Source organism: Streptococcus caballi DSM 19004 (assembly GCF_000379985.1).
Lineage (GTDB): Bacteria > Bacillota > Bacilli > Lactobacillales > Streptococcaceae > Streptococcus > Streptococcus caballi.
On the sequence record NZ_KB904065.1, the window covers coordinates 21869 to 38219 of the forward strand.

Here is a 16351-nt window from a genome sequence, read left to right on the forward strand (position 1 = left end):
TTAAAATTTCTAACATAAAATTTAAAAATCCAGCTGATAAAGAGTCAACTGGAAGAAAGGATTATTATTTTTTCGCATCACGTTTAGCGGCACGTTGAATAGCTCTTTGAATATTTTCAACATAGAGCTTAGCACCCGTATCATCGGCATCACTATAGTGAACGCCATCAGTACCACCCCAGATTTCAGGATGAGCCATTGCTACTTGATACCAGTCAGCAACAGTAATGTAGGAATACTTCTTAGCCAAAGAACGCTCGTAATCTCTCACTGTTGACGCTTGAGTAGCATTACGTGCATTATAGGGAGTTACTAGAACTAAGCGATGTCCTGCTGGCAACTTATCAATAAACTGCTGTAGGTCTTTTTCGTAATTATCCAAAGAATTGACTCCAACAGCTAAAACCAGTGTATTGGCCAAAGTATTTGACTTAATCTGATTTTCCATGATTTCAAAGGCTTGATCAAAATTACGACTCACGCTGGCATCAAGTTGAGCTTCTGGAAGAATGGACGAAAAAGCTGCGCTAGATCGCAAAGCAACTGAGTCCCCAATAACAGCCACATTGGACAGGGCAGATGCATCCCCTGCAGCTAGCGTATGAGTCTGATTGATTTTAGTTTGTTCCTGCTTTAAGGTATTAACCAACAAGTCTGTTTCAAAATCTCCCACTTTAGGGGCAAAGACAGAGGTGCCAACGGTCAACAAGGTTAAGGTAGCAAGCACACCCAAAACCCAGTATTTATAGGGCTTTAAATCAATTTCAAGGCCAAACAGGCTTGATTGTTTACCAGCTATATAAGGTTCTATGATGTAATAAGAAAAAGTTGAGAAAATCACAGAAAACAGCACTGTCAGAAGAACAGCGAAGCCATTTGCCATTAACTGACTAAAAATAATATAGAATGGCCAATGAAAAAGGTAGATGCCGTAGCTTATGTCCGCTAAGTAAGTAATAGCCAACGGTTCCTTAACTTGTGGCGTCTGGTCATTTAAAACACGCGCCGCATAAATCATAACAATCCCCAAAATGCTAGATATAAGAAAACCAAGGAGATAAGTCACTTTGTGATTGAAATTCAGAACAAAACTCAACAGTAAAAGTAACAGAAAACTGACTGCCATAGCTGCTATGACTTTTTTCCTAGACCAAGATATCACATTTTGCTTAAACTGCGAGGTTGTTTCCTTGATGCCCGTCAAGGTTGCGGTGATAGCTCCCAAGAAGAATGGGAAACTGTGAGAAAGTGTCGAAAAATAGATACTTGACACATTACTAACAAAGAAAGCACGCACAAACATGGTTAAAAAACTAATCAGGAAGAAAGCCGTTGATATGAGAAAAATATTACCACGAAATCGTTTTTGCTTATAATGACGCTTGGATAAGAACCAAATCAAAAGACCCCAAATTAAATAAAAGTGAACCTCTATGGCCAAACTCCAAGTATGGACAAAAAGATGAGGGATAAACTGAGCTTCATAGTTTCCACCCGTCAGAATTTCATAAAAATTGGTGGTGAAACCAATAGCCGCAGCGATTTGATGTCCAATGCCTACAATAAAATCTCTCCGAACTAAGAAAACAAAAGGCATGGTCAATAGAACCATCAAAACCAGCGGAGGAACAATACGATAAAAACGTCTCCGATAAAAACCCTTCAAATCAAATTTCTGACTTCTAGCGTATTCATCAATCATCAAAGCTGTGATCAAATAACCTGAGAAAGTGAAAAAGATGTCAACACCGATAAAGCCACCTGGAAAGGCATTTTTAAAAAAGTGATATAAAAGTACTAGTAACAAGCCTGTTATACGTACTAAAGAAAACCATTTAATTCTCATTTTTGATAAATCCCCTGTTTAAAGGTTCCCTTATAAACCTTGTTATTTTTCGCATTTAGGACACCTTGACCATCAGCCTGGCCTTTTTTAAAATCCCCTTTATAGGACCAACCTGTGCTGGCTGTAAAAGTTCCTTTCCCATCAAAAAGGCCGTTGACAAACTGACCTTCATAAACATCACCATTTTCATAGGTCAATTTTCCTTGACCATTCATGCGATGATTCACCAAATAGCCAGTATAGGTAATCTTACCCTTATCATAGGTCAAACTGGTTTTAGTTTTTCTATTAACTGTAAAAGTGGACAGCCCACAAAGCAAGAGAAGAATAACGAGAGCCACTTCTATCTTACCGCGTGATATATTTAATTTTTTTAACCATTCATGCATCACTCTATACCTAATTCTAATCTTTTAAAATTCTCTCCAGCCAACGCTGACATCCCGCCTTTACCTGGATGTAAGTTGCATCAAAATCGCCTGTGTACCAAGGATCTGGAACACCACCTTCTGCAAAAAGAAAAATCTTTCTGTCATACAATCCATTAGATAGCCTTTTCAAATCAGCTACATTTTGCTTATCCATCCCGATAATAAAATCAAAAGTTTCCAAGTCCTGCTTAGCAATCTGTTGGGATCGTTTCTGCGAACTATAGGCAATCTTGTGCTTCTGAAAAATACGACGAGTGCCAGTATGAATGGGGTTACCATGTTCCCAGCCCGAGGTTGCACGGCTGACGACTTGTAGCCGACCATCTTCATCAAGATTTTTCATAACAAATTCAGCCATGGGACTGCGGCAAATATTCCCAAGACAAACAAAACAGACTTTTTTCATTCTCTTGCTTTCCTCTAAGGTGCTTTTTATCTAGTCCTATCATACCTCATTTTTCAAGCTTTTTCCACCTTAAAAGCTCCTTTTAGCGAGCCTACAAGTTGTCTGTCTAAAGAAAAACTGAAACTAAAATCAGTTTCAGCTCAGCGATTTTCATCATAGGGGTAACCCAGGTGCTCATAAGCTTTGGCCGTTGCCACGCGCCCTGTTCTGGTTCGCATGATAAAGCCTTTTTGAATAAGATAAGGCTCATACATGTCTTCAACTGTGTCGCGCTCTTCGGCGATATTGACTGACAAAGTTCCAAGTCCAACAGGACCTCCGTTGTACATTTCAATCATGGTGCGAAGGATTTTTTGGTCAACATAATCCAGCCCTTCATGATCCACATCCAGCATGTTGAGCGCCTTATCTGTGATCTCACTAGTAATAACACCATCCCCCATGATTTGCGCGTAATCTCGGACACGCTTGAGCAGACGGTTAGCAATACGTGGGGTTCCACGACTACGTAGTGCCAATTCCTGCGCAGCTTCGTGTACAATTTCCATCTCAAAAATAGCTGCAGTCCGTTCAATAATCTCTGTCAAATCAGCTTCTTCGTAGTATTCCATATGTCCCGTAATCCCAAAGCGAGCTCGCAAAGGGTTGGAGAGCATACCTGCCCGAGTCGTCGCGCCAATCAAAGTAAAAGGTGGCAAATCAAGGTGAACGCTGCGGCTGGTATCGCCGGCGCCAATCATGATATCAATGTAAAAATCTTCCATGGCACTGTAAAGCACTTCTTCGACCGCCATGGGCATGCGGTGAATCTCATCAATAAAAAGCACATCCCCAGGTTCAAGATCATTGAGAATGGCCACCAAGTCGCCAGCCTTTTCGATGGCGGGCCCAGAAGTCTGCTTGAGATTGACACCCAACTCGTTAGCAATCACAAAAGCCATGGTTGTCTTACCAAGGCCCGGAGGGCCAAACAAAAGCACATGGTCCAAAGATTCATCGCGCATCTTAGCTGCCTCAATAAAAATCTTTAGCTGATCCTTTACCTTGTCCTGCCCGATATATTCTCTCAAATATTGTGGGCGAAGGGTACGTTCAACATACTCCTCGTCACCCATTAAATCATTATCTAAAATTCTAACCATAAGACTATTATAGCAGAAAAAATAACAAAACTCCTATGAGTCTTATTATAGTCCCCACCAACCAACTAACAACACTACAAAATATCTCATTGGTTTCTACCTCCTTAATAATTTATGAATTCATTATAAACAAGGTAAACAAAAAACAACATGACATATATGTCATGTTGAATCATTTTTCCATTCTTCTTTAAGTTTTTCTTGTAAATAACTATCTCCGATGAGGTCAGCAAATAGTATAGCCTGCTGATAGGCTGTCTCTGCTTTACTCCAATTTTTTTCAAAATAAATGAAATATTTCCATTCAACCAAACTTAAAATAGGCCTCTTCTGAAAATCATGAATATCTGTCATAATTGCATTGCTTTTAGCAATAATTCTTTCAATAAAGTTTTTCTTCTCCAATTTAAAAGCTACATCCACATGTGAGAGCAAAATATTATTTAATGTAAAATATATTTCAGTGGACAGCTTTTTCTGACTAAGAAGACAGCTAAGTAAAGAATCATAACGTTCGATTGTGTAAATTCCTTCATAACTTTCACTTGAAGCAAAACAAGTTAAATACAATTCAATCAGTAGTAAATCATTAATTTGATAAACTTTTTTACGCTGAACTTGATCAAAGTAATCGTTTAAAATCTCTTCACCAAAATTAACATTGGCACTAAAATGTACATCAAATTTTGACTGAAGACAGTCCACAATCAACTTTTCCTCTTCTGGAAGAGAAGTGTAAAATTTCAATAAGATTTCATCAATATAGGACTCTCTTTTCTTTATACGCTCGTTATCTCCATAAGTCGGTATCCTTAATAACATATTCTTTAATTCTTTATACCTTGAAGGTAAATCATAAAAATTATTATCTGCTAGCTCACCAACTGACACCCCAAGTGTCTGAGAAATATAGAGAACTTTATTTAATGTCGGTACTGATTTTCCTGCCTCAATCCTAGCTAGCTGCCGAACAGAGAGTTCTGTCTGATCTCCACAGACTTCTTCCTGGGTTAGCCCCTTGAGTGCTCTTAAGTTCTTGATTTTATCCCCGAATCTTTTCATATATGCTTCCTCAGAATTTTATGGTTGTAGGTCTATTATATCATGATAAACGCTATTTTTTGAGTAAGCGGCTTTTATTGTTTTTCTGTATAGACCGCTATAGTTTATGCCTATAACAAAGCACCTCGACCAACTGGTTGAGGTGCTCTGCTATTATCAAAAATTTAGTCACCCAGTCCGATGCGGTCAAAGATTTCGTTGACTCGCTTAGTATAGTAGGCTGGGTTGAAGATTTCGTCGATTTCGTCTTGGGTCAGGCGGGAAGTGACTTCTGGGTCTGCTTCCAGCAGCGGTTTGAAGTCCACTTGATTGTCCCAAGACTGCGCAGTTTTAGGCTGAACAAGGTCATAAGCCTGCTCGCGGGTCATGCCTTTTTCAATCAAAGTCAGCATGGCACGCTGGCTGAAAATGAGACCAAAGGTAGAGCCCATATTGCGCTTCATATTTTCTGGGAAAACCGTCAGATTCTTGACGATATTGCCAAAGCGGTTGAGCATGTAGTCAATGAGAATGGTCGTATCAGGCGTGATAATGCGCTCAGCCGATGAGTGCGAAATATCGCGCTCATGCCAGAGGGACACATTTTCATAAGCTGTCACCATGTGACCGCGAATCACACGCGCCAGACCCGTCATGTTTTCTGACCCGATAGGGTTGCGTTTGTGGGGCATAGCAGAGCTGCCCTTTTGACCTTTGGCAAAGAACTCTTCCACCTCACGCTGCTCAGACTTTTGCAGACCGCGGATTTCCGTCGCCATGCGCTCGATTGATGTGGCAATGCTGGCTAGCACAGCAAAATATTCGGCGTGCAGGTCACGTGGCAGCACTTGGGTTGAAATCTCCTGTGGGCGAATACCAAGTTTTTCACACACATAAGCTTCAACAAATGGTGGAATATTAGCGAAGTTCCCAACAGCACCAGAGATTTTCCCAGCTTCCACACCAGCGGCAGCATGTTCAAAACGCTCGATATTCCGCTTCATTTCGCTGTACCAAGTCGCAAGCTTGAGACCAAAAGTCGTTGGCTCCGCATGGACACCATGTGTACGCCCCATCATGATTGTAAATTTATGTTCTTTAGCTTTGTTAGCAATGATTTCAAGGAAATTATCCAAATCCTTGCGAATAATGGCATTGGCCTGTTTGTAAAGGTAGCCGTAGGCCGTATCTACCACGTCTGTCGAAGTCAGCCCAAAGTGCACCCACTTGCGCTCCTCGCCTAGTGTCTCAGAGACCGCACGGGTAAAGGCAACCACATCGTGGCGCGTTTGCTGTTCAATCTCCAAAATGCGGTCAATATCAAAATCCGCCTTCTCACGAATCTTGGCCACATCCTCCTTAGGAATCTCACCCAACTCAGCCCAAGCCTCATCAGCCAAAATTTCCACTTCCAACCAAGCACGGTACTTGTTTTCCTCACTCCAAATGTTCGCCATCTCAGGGCGTGAATAACGTTCGATCATGTTTAAGATACCAAGGGCGACAAGAAAGCGACTGAATTTTAGGAAACCAACGACGGACGCTTGTGTCCTAGGCGGTTTATCTAAATTCCGAGCTTTCCGCCCGGGTTCAGTTGTGCTAACTTGTAACCCATTCCTTTCTGTTTTACAATTTTTTGATATGGAATTAAGAGTACCCGTATTCAATTTAGAGAATACGGCTACCCTTGTTCCTTTCTATATTTTTATTTTTTATTCTTTCCCGAAAAATGATTGGCTATTGCTGATCCTCCAATAGAGACTAGCGCCGTTGCAATTATTGTAGCATTTTTCTTCAAAAATTTTACAGGTTTATTTAACGTTTTACCAATTTGATGAACTTGTTTTTTATCCATGTTGTTCTCCATTCAATAATTCTTCGCCAGTAAATTCAATAGTGATTACATCATCTTCCAATAACTCTGTTGTTCCAATTTGAGCAATGAATTCACTGGGTTCAATACACCATTTCATTTGACGTTGATACTCCTCGCTGCCTAAATCTTGCAATTCCACTAGTTTTGATACATACTCGTGGTGATTTTCTACTAAAGATTTTACAGGCGAATAAATTATATCAAGTAATTTATCATCACCTGTCACTGAATAAGTTTTAGCAAGTAAATCACTAGCTTTTACGATATAAGAGAATTGATCGTTTAATTCAGAAAAACTATTTGAAATATCATCATTGAATTTGTCATCCCATAATGATTTTAAAAATAAACCGAACTTTGATTTTGGTATTGATAAACTCTTGGAAATTTCATCTTCAAATTCCTTAATAAGAGATTCTCTACCTTCATTCAACTGACTTATTGAACTTAGCAACAAAAATTGTTTATGTGGATTATCATCAGGCATTTGTAAAGCTTGATTTATTGTGCTCTCTGCACCTAGAATTTTTGCCCGTCTATCATTTTTTTGTCCCTGCTTAATTTCCAAACTCAGCTGTTTAACCTCGGAGAGAAGAATTTCTAAATCATCAATTCTTTGAGCATTTGCTAGCTGGTTCACATTAGACATGATATTCTGTATAGCTTCAGGATTATCTAATACGATTTTTTCCAGTCTAGCTTTAGAAACAATATCATTATTTGTTCCTTTAGTCACAAAATTAGGTAGCAAAGATTTCCTCAGGATTGATATTTTGTTTAATTTCATTATAAGAATTAACAATAGTCGAGAAATAATTACCAATTTGTTCAAAACTTCTTCTTTTATTTTGAGATAGTTCAACATCAAGTGAGGTATTCCCCGCTTCCTTTGTCTTGACAAGCTTATCATTTTTTATGGCTAATTCGCCCATACAACCCCCTGTTAAAAATCAATTTTATCACTAACAACCGTCACGTGACCTATTTTGCGGTTGTGCTTTACTTCTAGTTTACCACAACAAGCACTCATTTTACTCAATAATATTCAACTAAATCAGCATAAATGCAGCACATAGGCCTGAAAAGATATTAGCTGCTGCATGGATAAGCCAACTTGGAACAATGGAACCTTGAGCCTTTTTTTCATTGATATAGCCCATTCCATAAGCAATGACAAAGATAAAGCCTGTAATCATCATTATTGAACCAACATCCAGCTGCTTCAAAAACATGAAACCATGTATTAAAGCAAAACACAAGGACTGGATGGTATTAGCCAAGGGAAAAGCTAGCTTTTGCATAAGACGTTTCAATAAGAATCCTCTAAAAAACAATTCTTCCGGCAAAGCGGTATTAAATAGCCCATAAATGAGAATAGCAGGCAGAACCTTAAAACCACCGCCTCGAAAAACCGTTGTCGCCGTTGACACTCCCTTTAAGCGGAATAAGATAAAAAGAGAAACCAGCAAAAATAGTACGGTCATCACCAGTAGGGGTACAAAGACTTGTTTAAAATCATGTTTCTTGACTTTCTTAAAGCCTAGCCAGTCTAAAAAAGCAGAGTGTTTTCTATCTATAGCAACCCAATAAATAAATGGAATGATAGCAAACAATACTATTTCTAAAAGGCTACTAACAACTTTTTGGATGAATAGTTCCATTGTTAACCTCCTGATGCCTATCTACCACCTCAGCATCTTCTGTCAATTACAAGTCCTTTGTGATTCACTCATTCACCGCTAATTGCGCTGCTTTCTCCGCGTGGATAGCTGTTGTGTCATAGAGGGGGAGGTCTGTGTCTGCTTGTTTGACTAGGAGGCCAATCTCTGTGCAGCCTAGAATAACAGCTTCAGCACCAGCATTTTTCAAATCATCAATGATGGCAAGGTAAGTTTGTTTTGAGCTGTCTTTGATGTCTCCCAGACACAGCTCATCATAGATGATTCGGTTGACCTCGGCAATGCCAGCTTGGTCTGGAATCAGCACTTCTAATCCCGCTTCAAGCAGTTTGTCCTTGTAAAAATCTTGGGTCATGGTGTACTTGGTGCCCAAGAGACCAACCTTTTGAATGCCATTTTCAAGAAGAGTCTCAGCAGTTGCCTGTGCAATGTGCAAAATAGGAATAGTGACTTTTTCTTGAATCTGCGGAGCAACCTTGTGCATGGTATTGGTGCAGATGACAATGAAGTCCGCACCAGCCTGCTCCAGCTTCTGGGCAATTTTGCTCAGCACTTCCGCACTCTTAGCCCAGTCGCCGCTTGCCTGATAGTGCTCAATCTCTGCAAAGTCAACACTGTAAAGCAGAATTTTGGCCGAATGCAGCCCGCCAAGCTCATTTTTGATTGTCTCGTTGATGAGCTGATAATAAGTGGTTGTGCTTTCCCAGCTCATCCCGCCAATAAGACCGATTGTTTTCATATAGTTCCTTCTACTTGCTCAAAAAATAATCACATATACGAGGAGCTGCTAAATTTTTAGGATAGCCTACTCCATAATTCTTTTTCGTAAGACTACAATATCCCTTACTATCAATCTGATAAATATAACTATTAATCTCTCCTGCTAATGTCGTGAAATAAATCGTAACTTTGTTAGGAACATGCTCAAAATTTGCTTTACCTTCAAGTAAATGTGTCTGTATTTCATTTTGATGTGCCTTTGAAATTATATATATTTTCTGATCCACATCCAGTTTTGGTATAATTTCACAACTTTCATTCTCTCCAAATATTATATGAAGATTGAAAATTGGTTGAACATTTACAATTTCAACCGAGCAAATTTTATCTCTTTTATTATCCGACGCATAGGATTTTTCAAAGCCATTCGGTTCAACAAACTGATTTTTTTGATTCTTTTTTACAAGATAATACCAATGTTTGTCATCAAAATATACTCTACAATTAGGTTTTATAAGCTGGTAATCATAACTTAAAACAAATTCTGGACGATATTTTAATAACTCTCTGTGTTTTTCTTGGGATATTTGAAAATGTATTAATAGCACTGATATAACAATGCCAGATATACTACCATAAAAACTTAACCAATCCCCTAAACTAGAATTCAAATATTTCGATATAAAAGATAGAACAACAGAAAATATTGGACCCAACAAAATGATGAATATGAATAAAAAGATAAATATCCTAAAATTTTCCCTAAAATATTTAATCATATTCTGCTCCTCCTAAAAATCCATCCCTTCCCCAAACTCCCTCACTTTATCCGCATCTTCTGCGAACACCGTTACATGCCCCATTTTGCGGTTGTGTTTGGCTTCTGCTTTGCCATAAAGGTGGAGGTGGGCGCTAGGATTTTCTGCGACGTACTGCTCAGCTTTTTCCATGTGTTGTCCGAGGACGTTGAGCATGACAGCTGGGGCGTGGAGGCAGATTTGAGGAAGGGGTGCGCCGAGCACGCCTAGGATATGGGTGTCAAATTGTGAGAAGTCGCAGGCTTCGATGGAATAGTGCCCTGAATTGTGAGGGCGCGGTGCGATTTCGTTGACGAGGATGTCATCGGCTGTCGCAAACATTTCCACGCAGAGGGTGCCTGAGAGATGGAGCTTTTTGGCAATTTGCACCGCCATGCTCTTGGCTTTCTCAGCCAGTTGGTCGGAAATACGGGCTGGAACAATGGTTTTTGAGAGGATATTGTTGCGGTGGATATTTTCCTGAACAGGAAAAACCGTCACGTCCTTGCCATTGCCTGACACAATGACCGAGATTTCAAGGTCAAAGTCCACAAACTCTTCCAAGACGCACTCGGCCGAGTTTGCTAATTGCCTAGCGGCAGCTAAATCGTCGCTGGTCTTGATGACGACTTGACCGTGGCCGTCGTAACCGCCTGTGGCCGTTTTCAAGACGTAAGTCTTGCCCAAGTCCAAATCCTCCAAGTCCAGACTGGAAGTCACGACCTTGTAAGGGGCGACCGTCACGCCAGCCTTGTTGGCGAGGAAGTCTTTTTCAAAGATGCGGTTTTGCGAAATGCGCAGCAGGTTAGTCCCCTGCGGCAGCTGACCAGCCTTGATAACCTCATCCAGTCCGTCGGCATCGACATTCTCAAACTCATAGGTCAGCACGTCGCAGCGCGCAGCCAATTGGCGTAAAGCGTCCACGTTGTCGTAAGGCGCCGCAATCATATCAGACACGCGCGAAGCAGGACAGTCCGCCGTCGGATCCAGTGTCACCACCTTGTGCCCCATGTAAATAGCGGAAATGGCCATCATCTGACCCAGCTGGCCGCCGCCGACAATACCAATTGTTTTAGATGAGTTCATCCGTTGATGCCTCCGCGATTTTTCCTTGTTCTTCTGCGAAATGGGCTAGCGCTGTTGCCAAATCTTGGTCTTCAATTGAGAGAATGCGCAGAGCAGTCAGGGCAGCGTTGGTAGCTCCCGCTTCCCCAATGGCCATAGTTGCCACAGGCACGCCGCCCGGCATTTGCACGATAGAGTAAAGTGAGTCAAGACCTGAGAGAGCACGCGATTTGACAGGCACACCGATAACGGGCAGCGTTGTTTTGGCTGCTACCATCCCCGGTAAGTGCGCTGCACCGCCAGCACCGGCAATGATGACTTTGATGCCGCGCTCACGTGCTTCCTCTGCATGTTTGAACATGAGGTCAGGTGTGCGGTGGGCAGAGACGACTTTTTTCTCATAAGCCACACCGAACTTGTCTAAAACTTCAGCTGTTTTTTGCATGGTTGCCCAGTCAGATTTGGAGCCCATGATAATAGAAATAATTGGTTTCACGATTTTCTCCTTTTTCAAGCCCGCCTTAGGCTGTGAGGTCGTCGTGAGCTTTCTTGCGTGTGTTGCTGCACTCTTCTTCTCGTCTTTTCTTAAAAGTCGAGGAAAAGCTAGCAACACATCTTAGAAATCTCCCTGACTAAGTTTGTAGCCAAAGGTCTCCAAACTTCCCTAAATACCACAGCGGCGGCGGGCTTGGTTTCATAGCGACCTGCGGTCGCTTATTGCTGTCGCTGTTAGTCTTTTATGGCCTTGCTTCCAATATCATTTCGGTAAAAGAGGCCTGTGGTGTTTTGTTTATCAAGCTGGGCGTAAATTTTGTCCTGCGCAGCTTTGACGGTATCGGCTGTGGTAACGAGCATATAGACGCGTCCGCCGTTTGACAGCAATGCTTTGCTATTGCCATCAAACTTAGCCCCTGCATAGTAGGTGATGATATCACCGTCGGTCTTTTCTGGCAGAGGCAGGCCTTTTTCGTAGGCGAGCGGGTAGCCATCTGAAGCGACCACCACACCGAGGGTCACACCCTTATCTAGCCACGTGATGTCAGGCGCCTTGCCAGCCAAAATGTCCGTGATGTTCTGCGCAAAGTCAGAAGTCAGACGCGGTAGGATAATCTGGGTCTCGGGATCGCCAAAGCGGGAGTTGAACTCGATAACCTTAGGACCATCAGCCGTCAGGATAAGCCCCGCGTAAAGCACGCCCAGATAAGGACGCCCTTTCTTAATCATGCCCTCAAGCACCGGCTTGACAATACTGTCAACCGACTGGTCAATCACACTTTGAGGCAGGTGAAGCACCGGCGCATAAGCCCCCATGCCACCCGTGTTTGGCCCCTTGTCACCGTCGTAGGCACGCTTGTGATCCTGCGCTGCAGGCATGATGTAGAATTTATCAGCATTGACAAAGGCAAAGAGGGAGAACTCCTCACCGTCCAGAAATTCTTCGATAACCACACGCGCACCGGAGTCGCCAAACTTATTGTCCAGCAGCATCTCATGCGCTGCTTCGACCGCCTGCTCCACGGTCTCTGCCACGACCACGCCCTTGCCCAGCGCCAATCCGTCCGCCTTGACCACGATAGGAGCGCCCTGCTTTTCGATATAAGCCTTTGCTTCCTCAAAGTCGGAAAATGTGCCATAGGCTGCTGTCGGAACGCCGTATTTAACCATGATTTCCTTAGCGAAATCCTTGGACCACTCCAGCTCCGCTGCTAACTTAGTCGGACCAAAAGCCTCAAGCCCTGCCTGATTAAAATCATCAACGATACCAGCTGCTAAAGCGTCATCAGGACCAATGAAAGACCATGCAATGTCATTGCTCTTTGCAAAATCAATGAGCTTAGAATGTTCGGAAATTCCTATATTAACCAAATCCAACCCATCAAGCGTCATGCCATCATTTCCGGGCGCAACAAAAACCTGCTCTACCTGCGGAGACGCCAATAACTTCTTAGCAATCGCATGCTCACGACCGCCAGAACCAACAACCAAAAGTTTCATAAACAAGATACCTCAATATAAAACAATCACATGGACAAACGCCCAAAACCAAACCTTTTCGCAAAAAACAAGGATTTTTTACGAATTATATAGGAATATTATAACATATTTGTTCGGGAGATTGGATTTCTAATCTAATTTCTTCGAAAAAGAAAGCACCACTAACTTCAGAATATTTTCAATCGTCATATCTACATAATTAGTGATAATTGCCAATCTATCTAACTTTTATCACTAAAACCGTTAAAATCAGTTAAAAAGCAGTTTCACAGGAGGTTCTTCTGTCTGAAACGATATTGTTAACCAATTACAAACTGCCACAACAGGATTAAAGAAAAGTGTCTGCTAAGAGGCCACGAGTTCCATAAGTATCGGTCTTTCTTCTTTTTGAGTGTAAAATGAAAAAGACTACAGTTACATTTTTCCTAAATTTTACAATATCTTTATTCTTCTTTGATTTCCTAATGATATACTCTTGGTGAAAAAATAAAAGGAGAATATTATGACTGTCACTACATCTGAGAAAAAAACTTCTCACTGTCTTTTTTAGCATCACTTTCGTATTTCTTATTTTAGCCTCTCTTTTTGATTTAGCTATTTCGGAAAATTTCGCAAATCAAGCTTCTGTTTTTGGAACCATCTTCCAAATTTGTGGCATGTTTCCCGAACACTTAGTACTTTATATTAGCGCGAGTATTCTGGCTTATGCCGCGATAAATCGCTCTGGAAGCAGATGGATTCGCTATTTTCTTGCTATGCTTATGCTCTTAGTAGCATTTTGGGGTATTTACGGAATGGTACAAGAATGGTTTGGTTACACTGTTAGCATGCTCAATAATATTAAGGACGGTATTGCTATTGGTGCTGCTAATAATGATAGTTCTCAAAAAGTTGTCTACTCTAAATTTTTAGAATTTGCTTGTGCCGTAGGTATATGGGGAATCGGAGAAATTGGAATTTTTAAGTGGCTTTCTGAAAAAGATAGTAAACAATTGAAATATTTGATTTTAGTAGCTTTTGCAGGAATTGCCTTCTATTTCATCTCTGGTGAAATCATCAATACAATGAAAGGCTACTGGGGACGTTTTCGTCCTTACGAAATAAATGGACAAGTTGAGGGAGGAGTTTTTACAAATTGGTGGCATCTTAATGGTATCAATGGACACAAATCATTTCCTTCTGGTCACACTCTTGCAGGAATGTCTGTTATATTTTTCACCTATTTTGTTGATAGAAAAAACACTAACTTGCAAAAAAAGGTAGCTTACGCGGGAACTTTCTACGGACTGCTCATGGGAATATCACGTGTACGCGTAGGAGCTCACTTCCTCTCTGATATATCTGTCAGCGCTATTCTGACATTTTTAATTGCATTTTTAATCATGAAACTACTAGATATCTCACTTATTGAAGAAAATAAATAATTTTCCTTCGCTTCGTTAGCCAGGTTCTAATTGTTCAGCTTATCTTTTATGACTTCATTAACGTACTTTGCTGTACTTATGCTTGCAATTACGGCACCGTCCCCAAAACCAACTGAAGTTCTTTATCACGAGAGAAACATTTGCTAACAGAGTTTTTAATAAAAATGCAACAAAAGAGCTAGACTTGCATCTAGCTCTTTTTAGGAGATTTATGAAAAAGAAAAGTTTTAGGAGTCCTATTGCTAGGATGGTTATAGTATAGCTGGACTAGCTTAAGACAGGCTTAAAGAAAACTTGCGGAAAACTTAAAATAAGCACCCTAACGTTTGGGGTGCTTATTGCTATTTTCGAAATTCTTAATGTCTAAAATGACGAACTCCTGTAAATACCATGGTAATACCATATTTGTCTGCCATATCGATTGATTCTTGGTCACGGACTGAACCACCAGGTTGAATGATTGCTTTCACACCTGCGGCAGCAATTTCTTCAACGTTATCTGCAAATGGGAAGAAAGCGTCTGAAGCAAGGACAGCACCGTCAAGACGATCTTTGGCTTGGTCAAGAGCGATACGAACAGAAGCCACACGATTGGTTTGACCAGGACCAACACCAAGTGTCATGTGGTCATTTGTCACAATGATACCGTTAGATTTTACGTATTTGATAGCTTTCCAAGCAAATTCGAGCGCTGTTTTTTCTTGATCGTTTGGTTGACGTTTTGTCACAACTTTCCAATCAGCTGGATTTTCTTCGACAACATCTTGGTTTTGTACCAAAAGACCACCCACAACACCAGTGTATTCTTTTTCAGCCTCACTGGCCTCTTGCGCTTCAAATGGCAGCTCAAGGATGCGCAAATTCTTCTTCTTAGTTGTAAGAATGGCTAGCGCTTCGTCTGTATAGCTTGGTGCGATGATGATTTCAAGGAAAATACCGTGCATCTTTTCAGCCGTCGCAACATCTACTTCTCTGTTCAGCACAACAATACCACCGAAAATGGATACAGGGTCAGCTTCATAAGCGTAGTCCCAAGCTGTTTCAATATCGTCAGCCTGTCCGATACCACATGGGTTCATATGTTTGAGTGCCACAACCGTTGGACGATCTTTAAAGTCACGGATAATACGAATAGCCGCATCAGCATCACGAATGTTATTAAAGGACAATTCTTTACCGTTCAACTGTTTGGCAGAAGCAATTGAGTAATCTGTTGGCAAAGCTTTTTGATAAAAGTCTGCATCTTGTTGTGGATTTTCTCCATAACGCATCGGTTGTTTGAGGTCATAAGTCAGAGTTAGTTTTTCAGGCTTGGTTTCGCCGACTTGAGCAGTGAAATACTCTGCAATTAAGGCATCGTAAGCTGCGGTATGACGGAAAACTTTTGCAGCCAAGCGTTGGCGCGTTTCGTAAGTTGTTTTTCCATCAACTGACAATTCATCAAGCACTACAGCATAGTCTGCTGGATCAACGACAACGGTCACACTGGCATGGTTTTTAGCCGCTGAGCGTAGCATTGATGGACCACCGATATCAATATTTTCAACCGCATCTGCATAAGTCACATCTGGTTTCAGGATGGTTTCCTTGAATGGGTAGAGGTTAACCACTACCAAATCGATAAGTTCGATATTGTTATCCTTAGCAGCCTGCAAATGGCTGTCAAGGTCACGACGAGCCAAAAGTCCACCATGGATTTTCGGATGAAGTGTTTTGACACGACCATCCATCATTTCAGGAAAACCTGTCACATCATCAATGGCAATGGTTTCAACCCCAGCATTATCAAGGGCAACCTTTGTCCCTCCAGTTGAGATAATCTCCCAACCAAGTTTTGTCAATTCTTGGGCAAAGTCAACAATGCCCGCTTTGTCTGATACACTAATCAGTGCGCGTTTAGTCATGTTTTTTTCCTTTCTTATGAGAGAT

18 protein-coding genes are annotated in these 16351 nt (G+C 41.3%); 1 reads left to right on the top strand and 17 read right to left on the bottom strand.

Annotated elements, in window-relative coordinates; all coding sequences use genetic code 11:
* Positions 1 to 64 precede the first annotated feature (64 nt).
* The 16 genes from A3GS_RS0102445 to purD form a co-directional block, all read right to left on the bottom strand.
* A complete protein-coding gene (locus A3GS_RS0102445; protein WP_018363831.1) occupies positions 65 to 1846 on the bottom strand; it encodes an acyltransferase family protein in 1782 nt (593 codons plus the stop codon).
* The gene (locus A3GS_RS0102450; protein ID WP_018363832.1) at positions 1843 to 2235 is read right to left on the bottom strand and encodes an MORN repeat-containing protein; all 393 of its coding nucleotides are present in this window, start codon (positions 2233 to 2235) and stop codon (positions 1843 to 1845) included. Before A3GS_RS0102450 ends, A3GS_RS0102445 begins: the two co-directional genes overlap by 4 nt.
* Before the next feature lie 16 nt (positions 2236 to 2251).
* Positions 2252 to 2683, bottom strand: a complete 432-nt coding sequence (locus tag A3GS_RS0102455) for a low molecular weight protein-tyrosine-phosphatase (RefSeq protein ID WP_018363833.1) — start codon at positions 2681 to 2683, stop codon at positions 2252 to 2254.
* Between the two features lie 140 nt (positions 2684 to 2823).
* A complete protein-coding gene (ruvB, locus tag A3GS_RS0102460; protein WP_018363834.1) occupies positions 2824 to 3825 on the bottom strand; it encodes a Holliday junction branch migration DNA helicase RuvB in 1002 nt (333 codons plus the stop codon).
* A 162-nt stretch (positions 3826 to 3987) separates the two neighbouring features.
* Positions 3988 to 4887, bottom strand: coding sequence for a helix-turn-helix domain-containing protein (locus A3GS_RS0102465; protein WP_018363835.1), 900 nt, complete (start codon positions 4885 to 4887; stop codon positions 3988 to 3990).
* Between the two features lie 164 nt (positions 4888 to 5051).
* The gene (gene purB / locus A3GS_RS0102470) at positions 5052 to 6350 is read right to left on the bottom strand and encodes an adenylosuccinate lyase (protein WP_018363836.1); all 1299 of its coding nucleotides are present in this window, start codon (positions 6348 to 6350) and stop codon (positions 5052 to 5054) included.
* Between the two features lie 221 nt (positions 6351 to 6571).
* Positions 6572 to 6721: a hypothetical protein gene (locus A3GS_RS12625; protein ID WP_018363837.1), complete on the bottom strand. Its 150-nt coding sequence runs from the start codon at positions 6719 to 6721 to the stop codon at positions 6572 to 6574.
* A complete protein-coding gene (locus A3GS_RS11365) occupies positions 6714 to 7478 on the bottom strand; it encodes a hypothetical protein (protein WP_240430883.1) in 765 nt (254 codons plus the stop codon). Before A3GS_RS11365 ends, A3GS_RS12625 begins: the two co-directional genes overlap by 8 nt.
* 4 nt (positions 7479 to 7482) lie before the next feature.
* Positions 7483 to 7674: a hypothetical protein gene (locus A3GS_RS13010; RefSeq protein ID WP_018363839.1), complete on the bottom strand. Its 192-nt coding sequence runs from the start codon at positions 7672 to 7674 to the stop codon at positions 7483 to 7485.
* 11 nt (positions 7675 to 7685) lie between these two features.
* Positions 7686 to 7772, bottom strand: coding sequence for a hypothetical protein (locus A3GS_RS13280; protein WP_420805163.1), 87 nt, complete (start codon positions 7770 to 7772; stop codon positions 7686 to 7688).
* A gap of 19 nt (positions 7773 to 7791) precedes the next feature.
* On the bottom strand, positions 7792 to 8403 hold the full coding sequence (locus tag A3GS_RS0102485) for a CPBP family intramembrane glutamic endopeptidase (RefSeq protein ID WP_018363840.1): 612 nt from the start codon (positions 8401 to 8403) through the stop codon (positions 7792 to 7794).
* 64 nt (positions 8404 to 8467) lie between these two features.
* Positions 8468 to 9160 carry an aspartate/glutamate racemase family protein gene (locus tag A3GS_RS0102490; protein WP_018363841.1) on the bottom strand — a complete coding sequence of 231 codons (693 nt, stop codon included), beginning with the start codon at positions 9158 to 9160 and terminating at the stop codon, positions 8468 to 8470.
* A gap of 10 nt (positions 9161 to 9170) precedes the next feature.
* Entirely contained in the window at positions 9171 to 9920 is a 750-nt protein-coding gene (locus A3GS_RS0102495; protein ID WP_018363842.1) for a hypothetical protein, read from the bottom strand.
* Between the two features lie 12 nt (positions 9921 to 9932).
* The gene (gene purK, locus A3GS_RS0102500; protein WP_018363843.1) at positions 9933 to 11024 is read right to left on the bottom strand and encodes a 5-(carboxyamino)imidazole ribonucleotide synthase; all 1092 of its coding nucleotides are present in this window, start codon (positions 11022 to 11024) and stop codon (positions 9933 to 9935) included.
* The gene (gene purE, locus A3GS_RS0102505) at positions 11011 to 11499 is read right to left on the bottom strand and encodes a 5-(carboxyamino)imidazole ribonucleotide mutase (protein WP_018363844.1); all 489 of its coding nucleotides are present in this window, start codon (positions 11497 to 11499) and stop codon (positions 11011 to 11013) included. Before purE ends, purK begins: the two co-directional genes overlap by 14 nt.
* 233 nt (positions 11500 to 11732) lie before the next feature.
* Positions 11733 to 12998, bottom strand: coding sequence for a phosphoribosylamine--glycine ligase (purD, locus tag A3GS_RS0102510; RefSeq protein WP_018363845.1), 1266 nt, complete (start codon positions 12996 to 12998; stop codon positions 11733 to 11735).
* Positions 12999 to 13654: 656 nt separating this feature from the next.
* Between purD and A3GS_RS0102520 the strand changes: the two genes are divergently transcribed.
* Positions 13655 to 14422, top strand: a complete 768-nt coding sequence (locus A3GS_RS0102520) for a phosphatase PAP2 family protein (protein ID WP_156808855.1) — start codon at positions 13655 to 13657, stop codon at positions 14420 to 14422.
* Positions 14423 to 14778: 356 nt separating this feature from the next.
* On the opposite strand, the gene purH is transcribed toward A3GS_RS0102520, so the two are convergent.
* Positions 14779 to 16326, bottom strand: coding sequence for a bifunctional phosphoribosylaminoimidazolecarboxamide formyltransferase/IMP cyclohydrolase (gene purH, locus A3GS_RS0102525; RefSeq protein WP_018363848.1), 1548 nt, complete (start codon positions 16324 to 16326; stop codon positions 14779 to 14781).
* Between the last annotated feature and the right edge of the window lie 25 nt (positions 16327 to 16351).

What these genes read in the sequence shown, in the direction of transcription:
- A3GS_RS0102465 (WP_018363835.1), bottom strand. Translation starts at nt 4,887, where the DNA reads ATGAAAAGATTCGGGGATAAAATCAAGAACTTAAGAGCACTCAAGGGG.
- A3GS_RS13010 (WP_018363839.1), bottom strand. Translation starts at nt 7,674, where the DNA reads ATGGGCGAATTAGCCATAAAAAATGATAAGCTTGTCAAGACAAAGGAA.
- A3GS_RS0102520 (WP_156808855.1), top strand. Translation starts at nt 13,655, where the DNA reads ATGTTTCCCGAACACTTAGTACTTTATATTAGCGCGAGTATTCTGGCT.
- purH (WP_018363848.1), bottom strand. Translation starts at nt 16,326, where the DNA reads ATGACTAAACGCGCACTGATTAGTGTATCAGACAAAGCGGGCATTGTT.
- purB (WP_018363836.1), bottom strand. Translation starts at nt 6,350, where the DNA reads ATGATCGAACGTTATTCACGCCCTGAGATGGCGAACATTTGGAGTGAG.
- A3GS_RS0102485 (WP_018363840.1), bottom strand. Translation starts at nt 8,403, where the DNA reads ATGGAACTATTCATCCAAAAAGTTGTTAGTAGCCTTTTAGAAATAGTA.
- A3GS_RS0102445 (WP_018363831.1), bottom strand. Translation starts at nt 1,846, where the DNA reads ATGAGAATTAAATGGTTTTCTTTAGTACGTATAACAGGCTTGTTACTA.
- A3GS_RS0102490 (WP_018363841.1), bottom strand. Translation starts at nt 9,160, where the DNA reads ATGAAAACAATCGGTCTTATTGGCGGGATGAGCTGGGAAAGCACAACC.
- purK (WP_018363843.1), bottom strand. Translation starts at nt 11,024, where the DNA reads ATGAACTCATCTAAAACAATTGGTATTGTCGGCGGCGGCCAGCTGGGT.
- purD (WP_018363845.1), bottom strand. Translation starts at nt 12,998, where the DNA reads ATGAAACTTTTGGTTGTTGGTTCTGGCGGTCGTGAGCATGCGATTGCT.
- A3GS_RS0102455 (WP_018363833.1), bottom strand. Translation starts at nt 2,683, where the DNA reads ATGAAAAAAGTCTGTTTTGTTTGTCTTGGGAATATTTGCCGCAGTCCC.
- ruvB (WP_018363834.1), bottom strand. Translation starts at nt 3,825, where the DNA reads ATGGTTAGAATTTTAGATAATGATTTAATGGGTGACGAGGAGTATGTT.
- A3GS_RS12625 (WP_018363837.1), bottom strand. Translation starts at nt 6,721, where the DNA reads ATGGATAAAAAACAAGTTCATCAAATTGGTAAAACGTTAAATAAACCT.
- A3GS_RS0102495 (WP_018363842.1), bottom strand. Translation starts at nt 9,920, where the DNA reads ATGATTAAATATTTTAGGGAAAATTTTAGGATATTTATCTTTTTATTC.
- A3GS_RS13280 (WP_420805163.1), bottom strand. Translation starts at nt 7,772, where the DNA reads ATGAGTGCTTGTTGTGGTAAACTAGAAGTAAAGCACAACCGCAAAATA.
- A3GS_RS0102450 (WP_018363832.1), bottom strand. Translation starts at nt 2,235, where the DNA reads ATGCATGAATGGTTAAAAAAATTAAATATATCACGCGGTAAGATAGAA.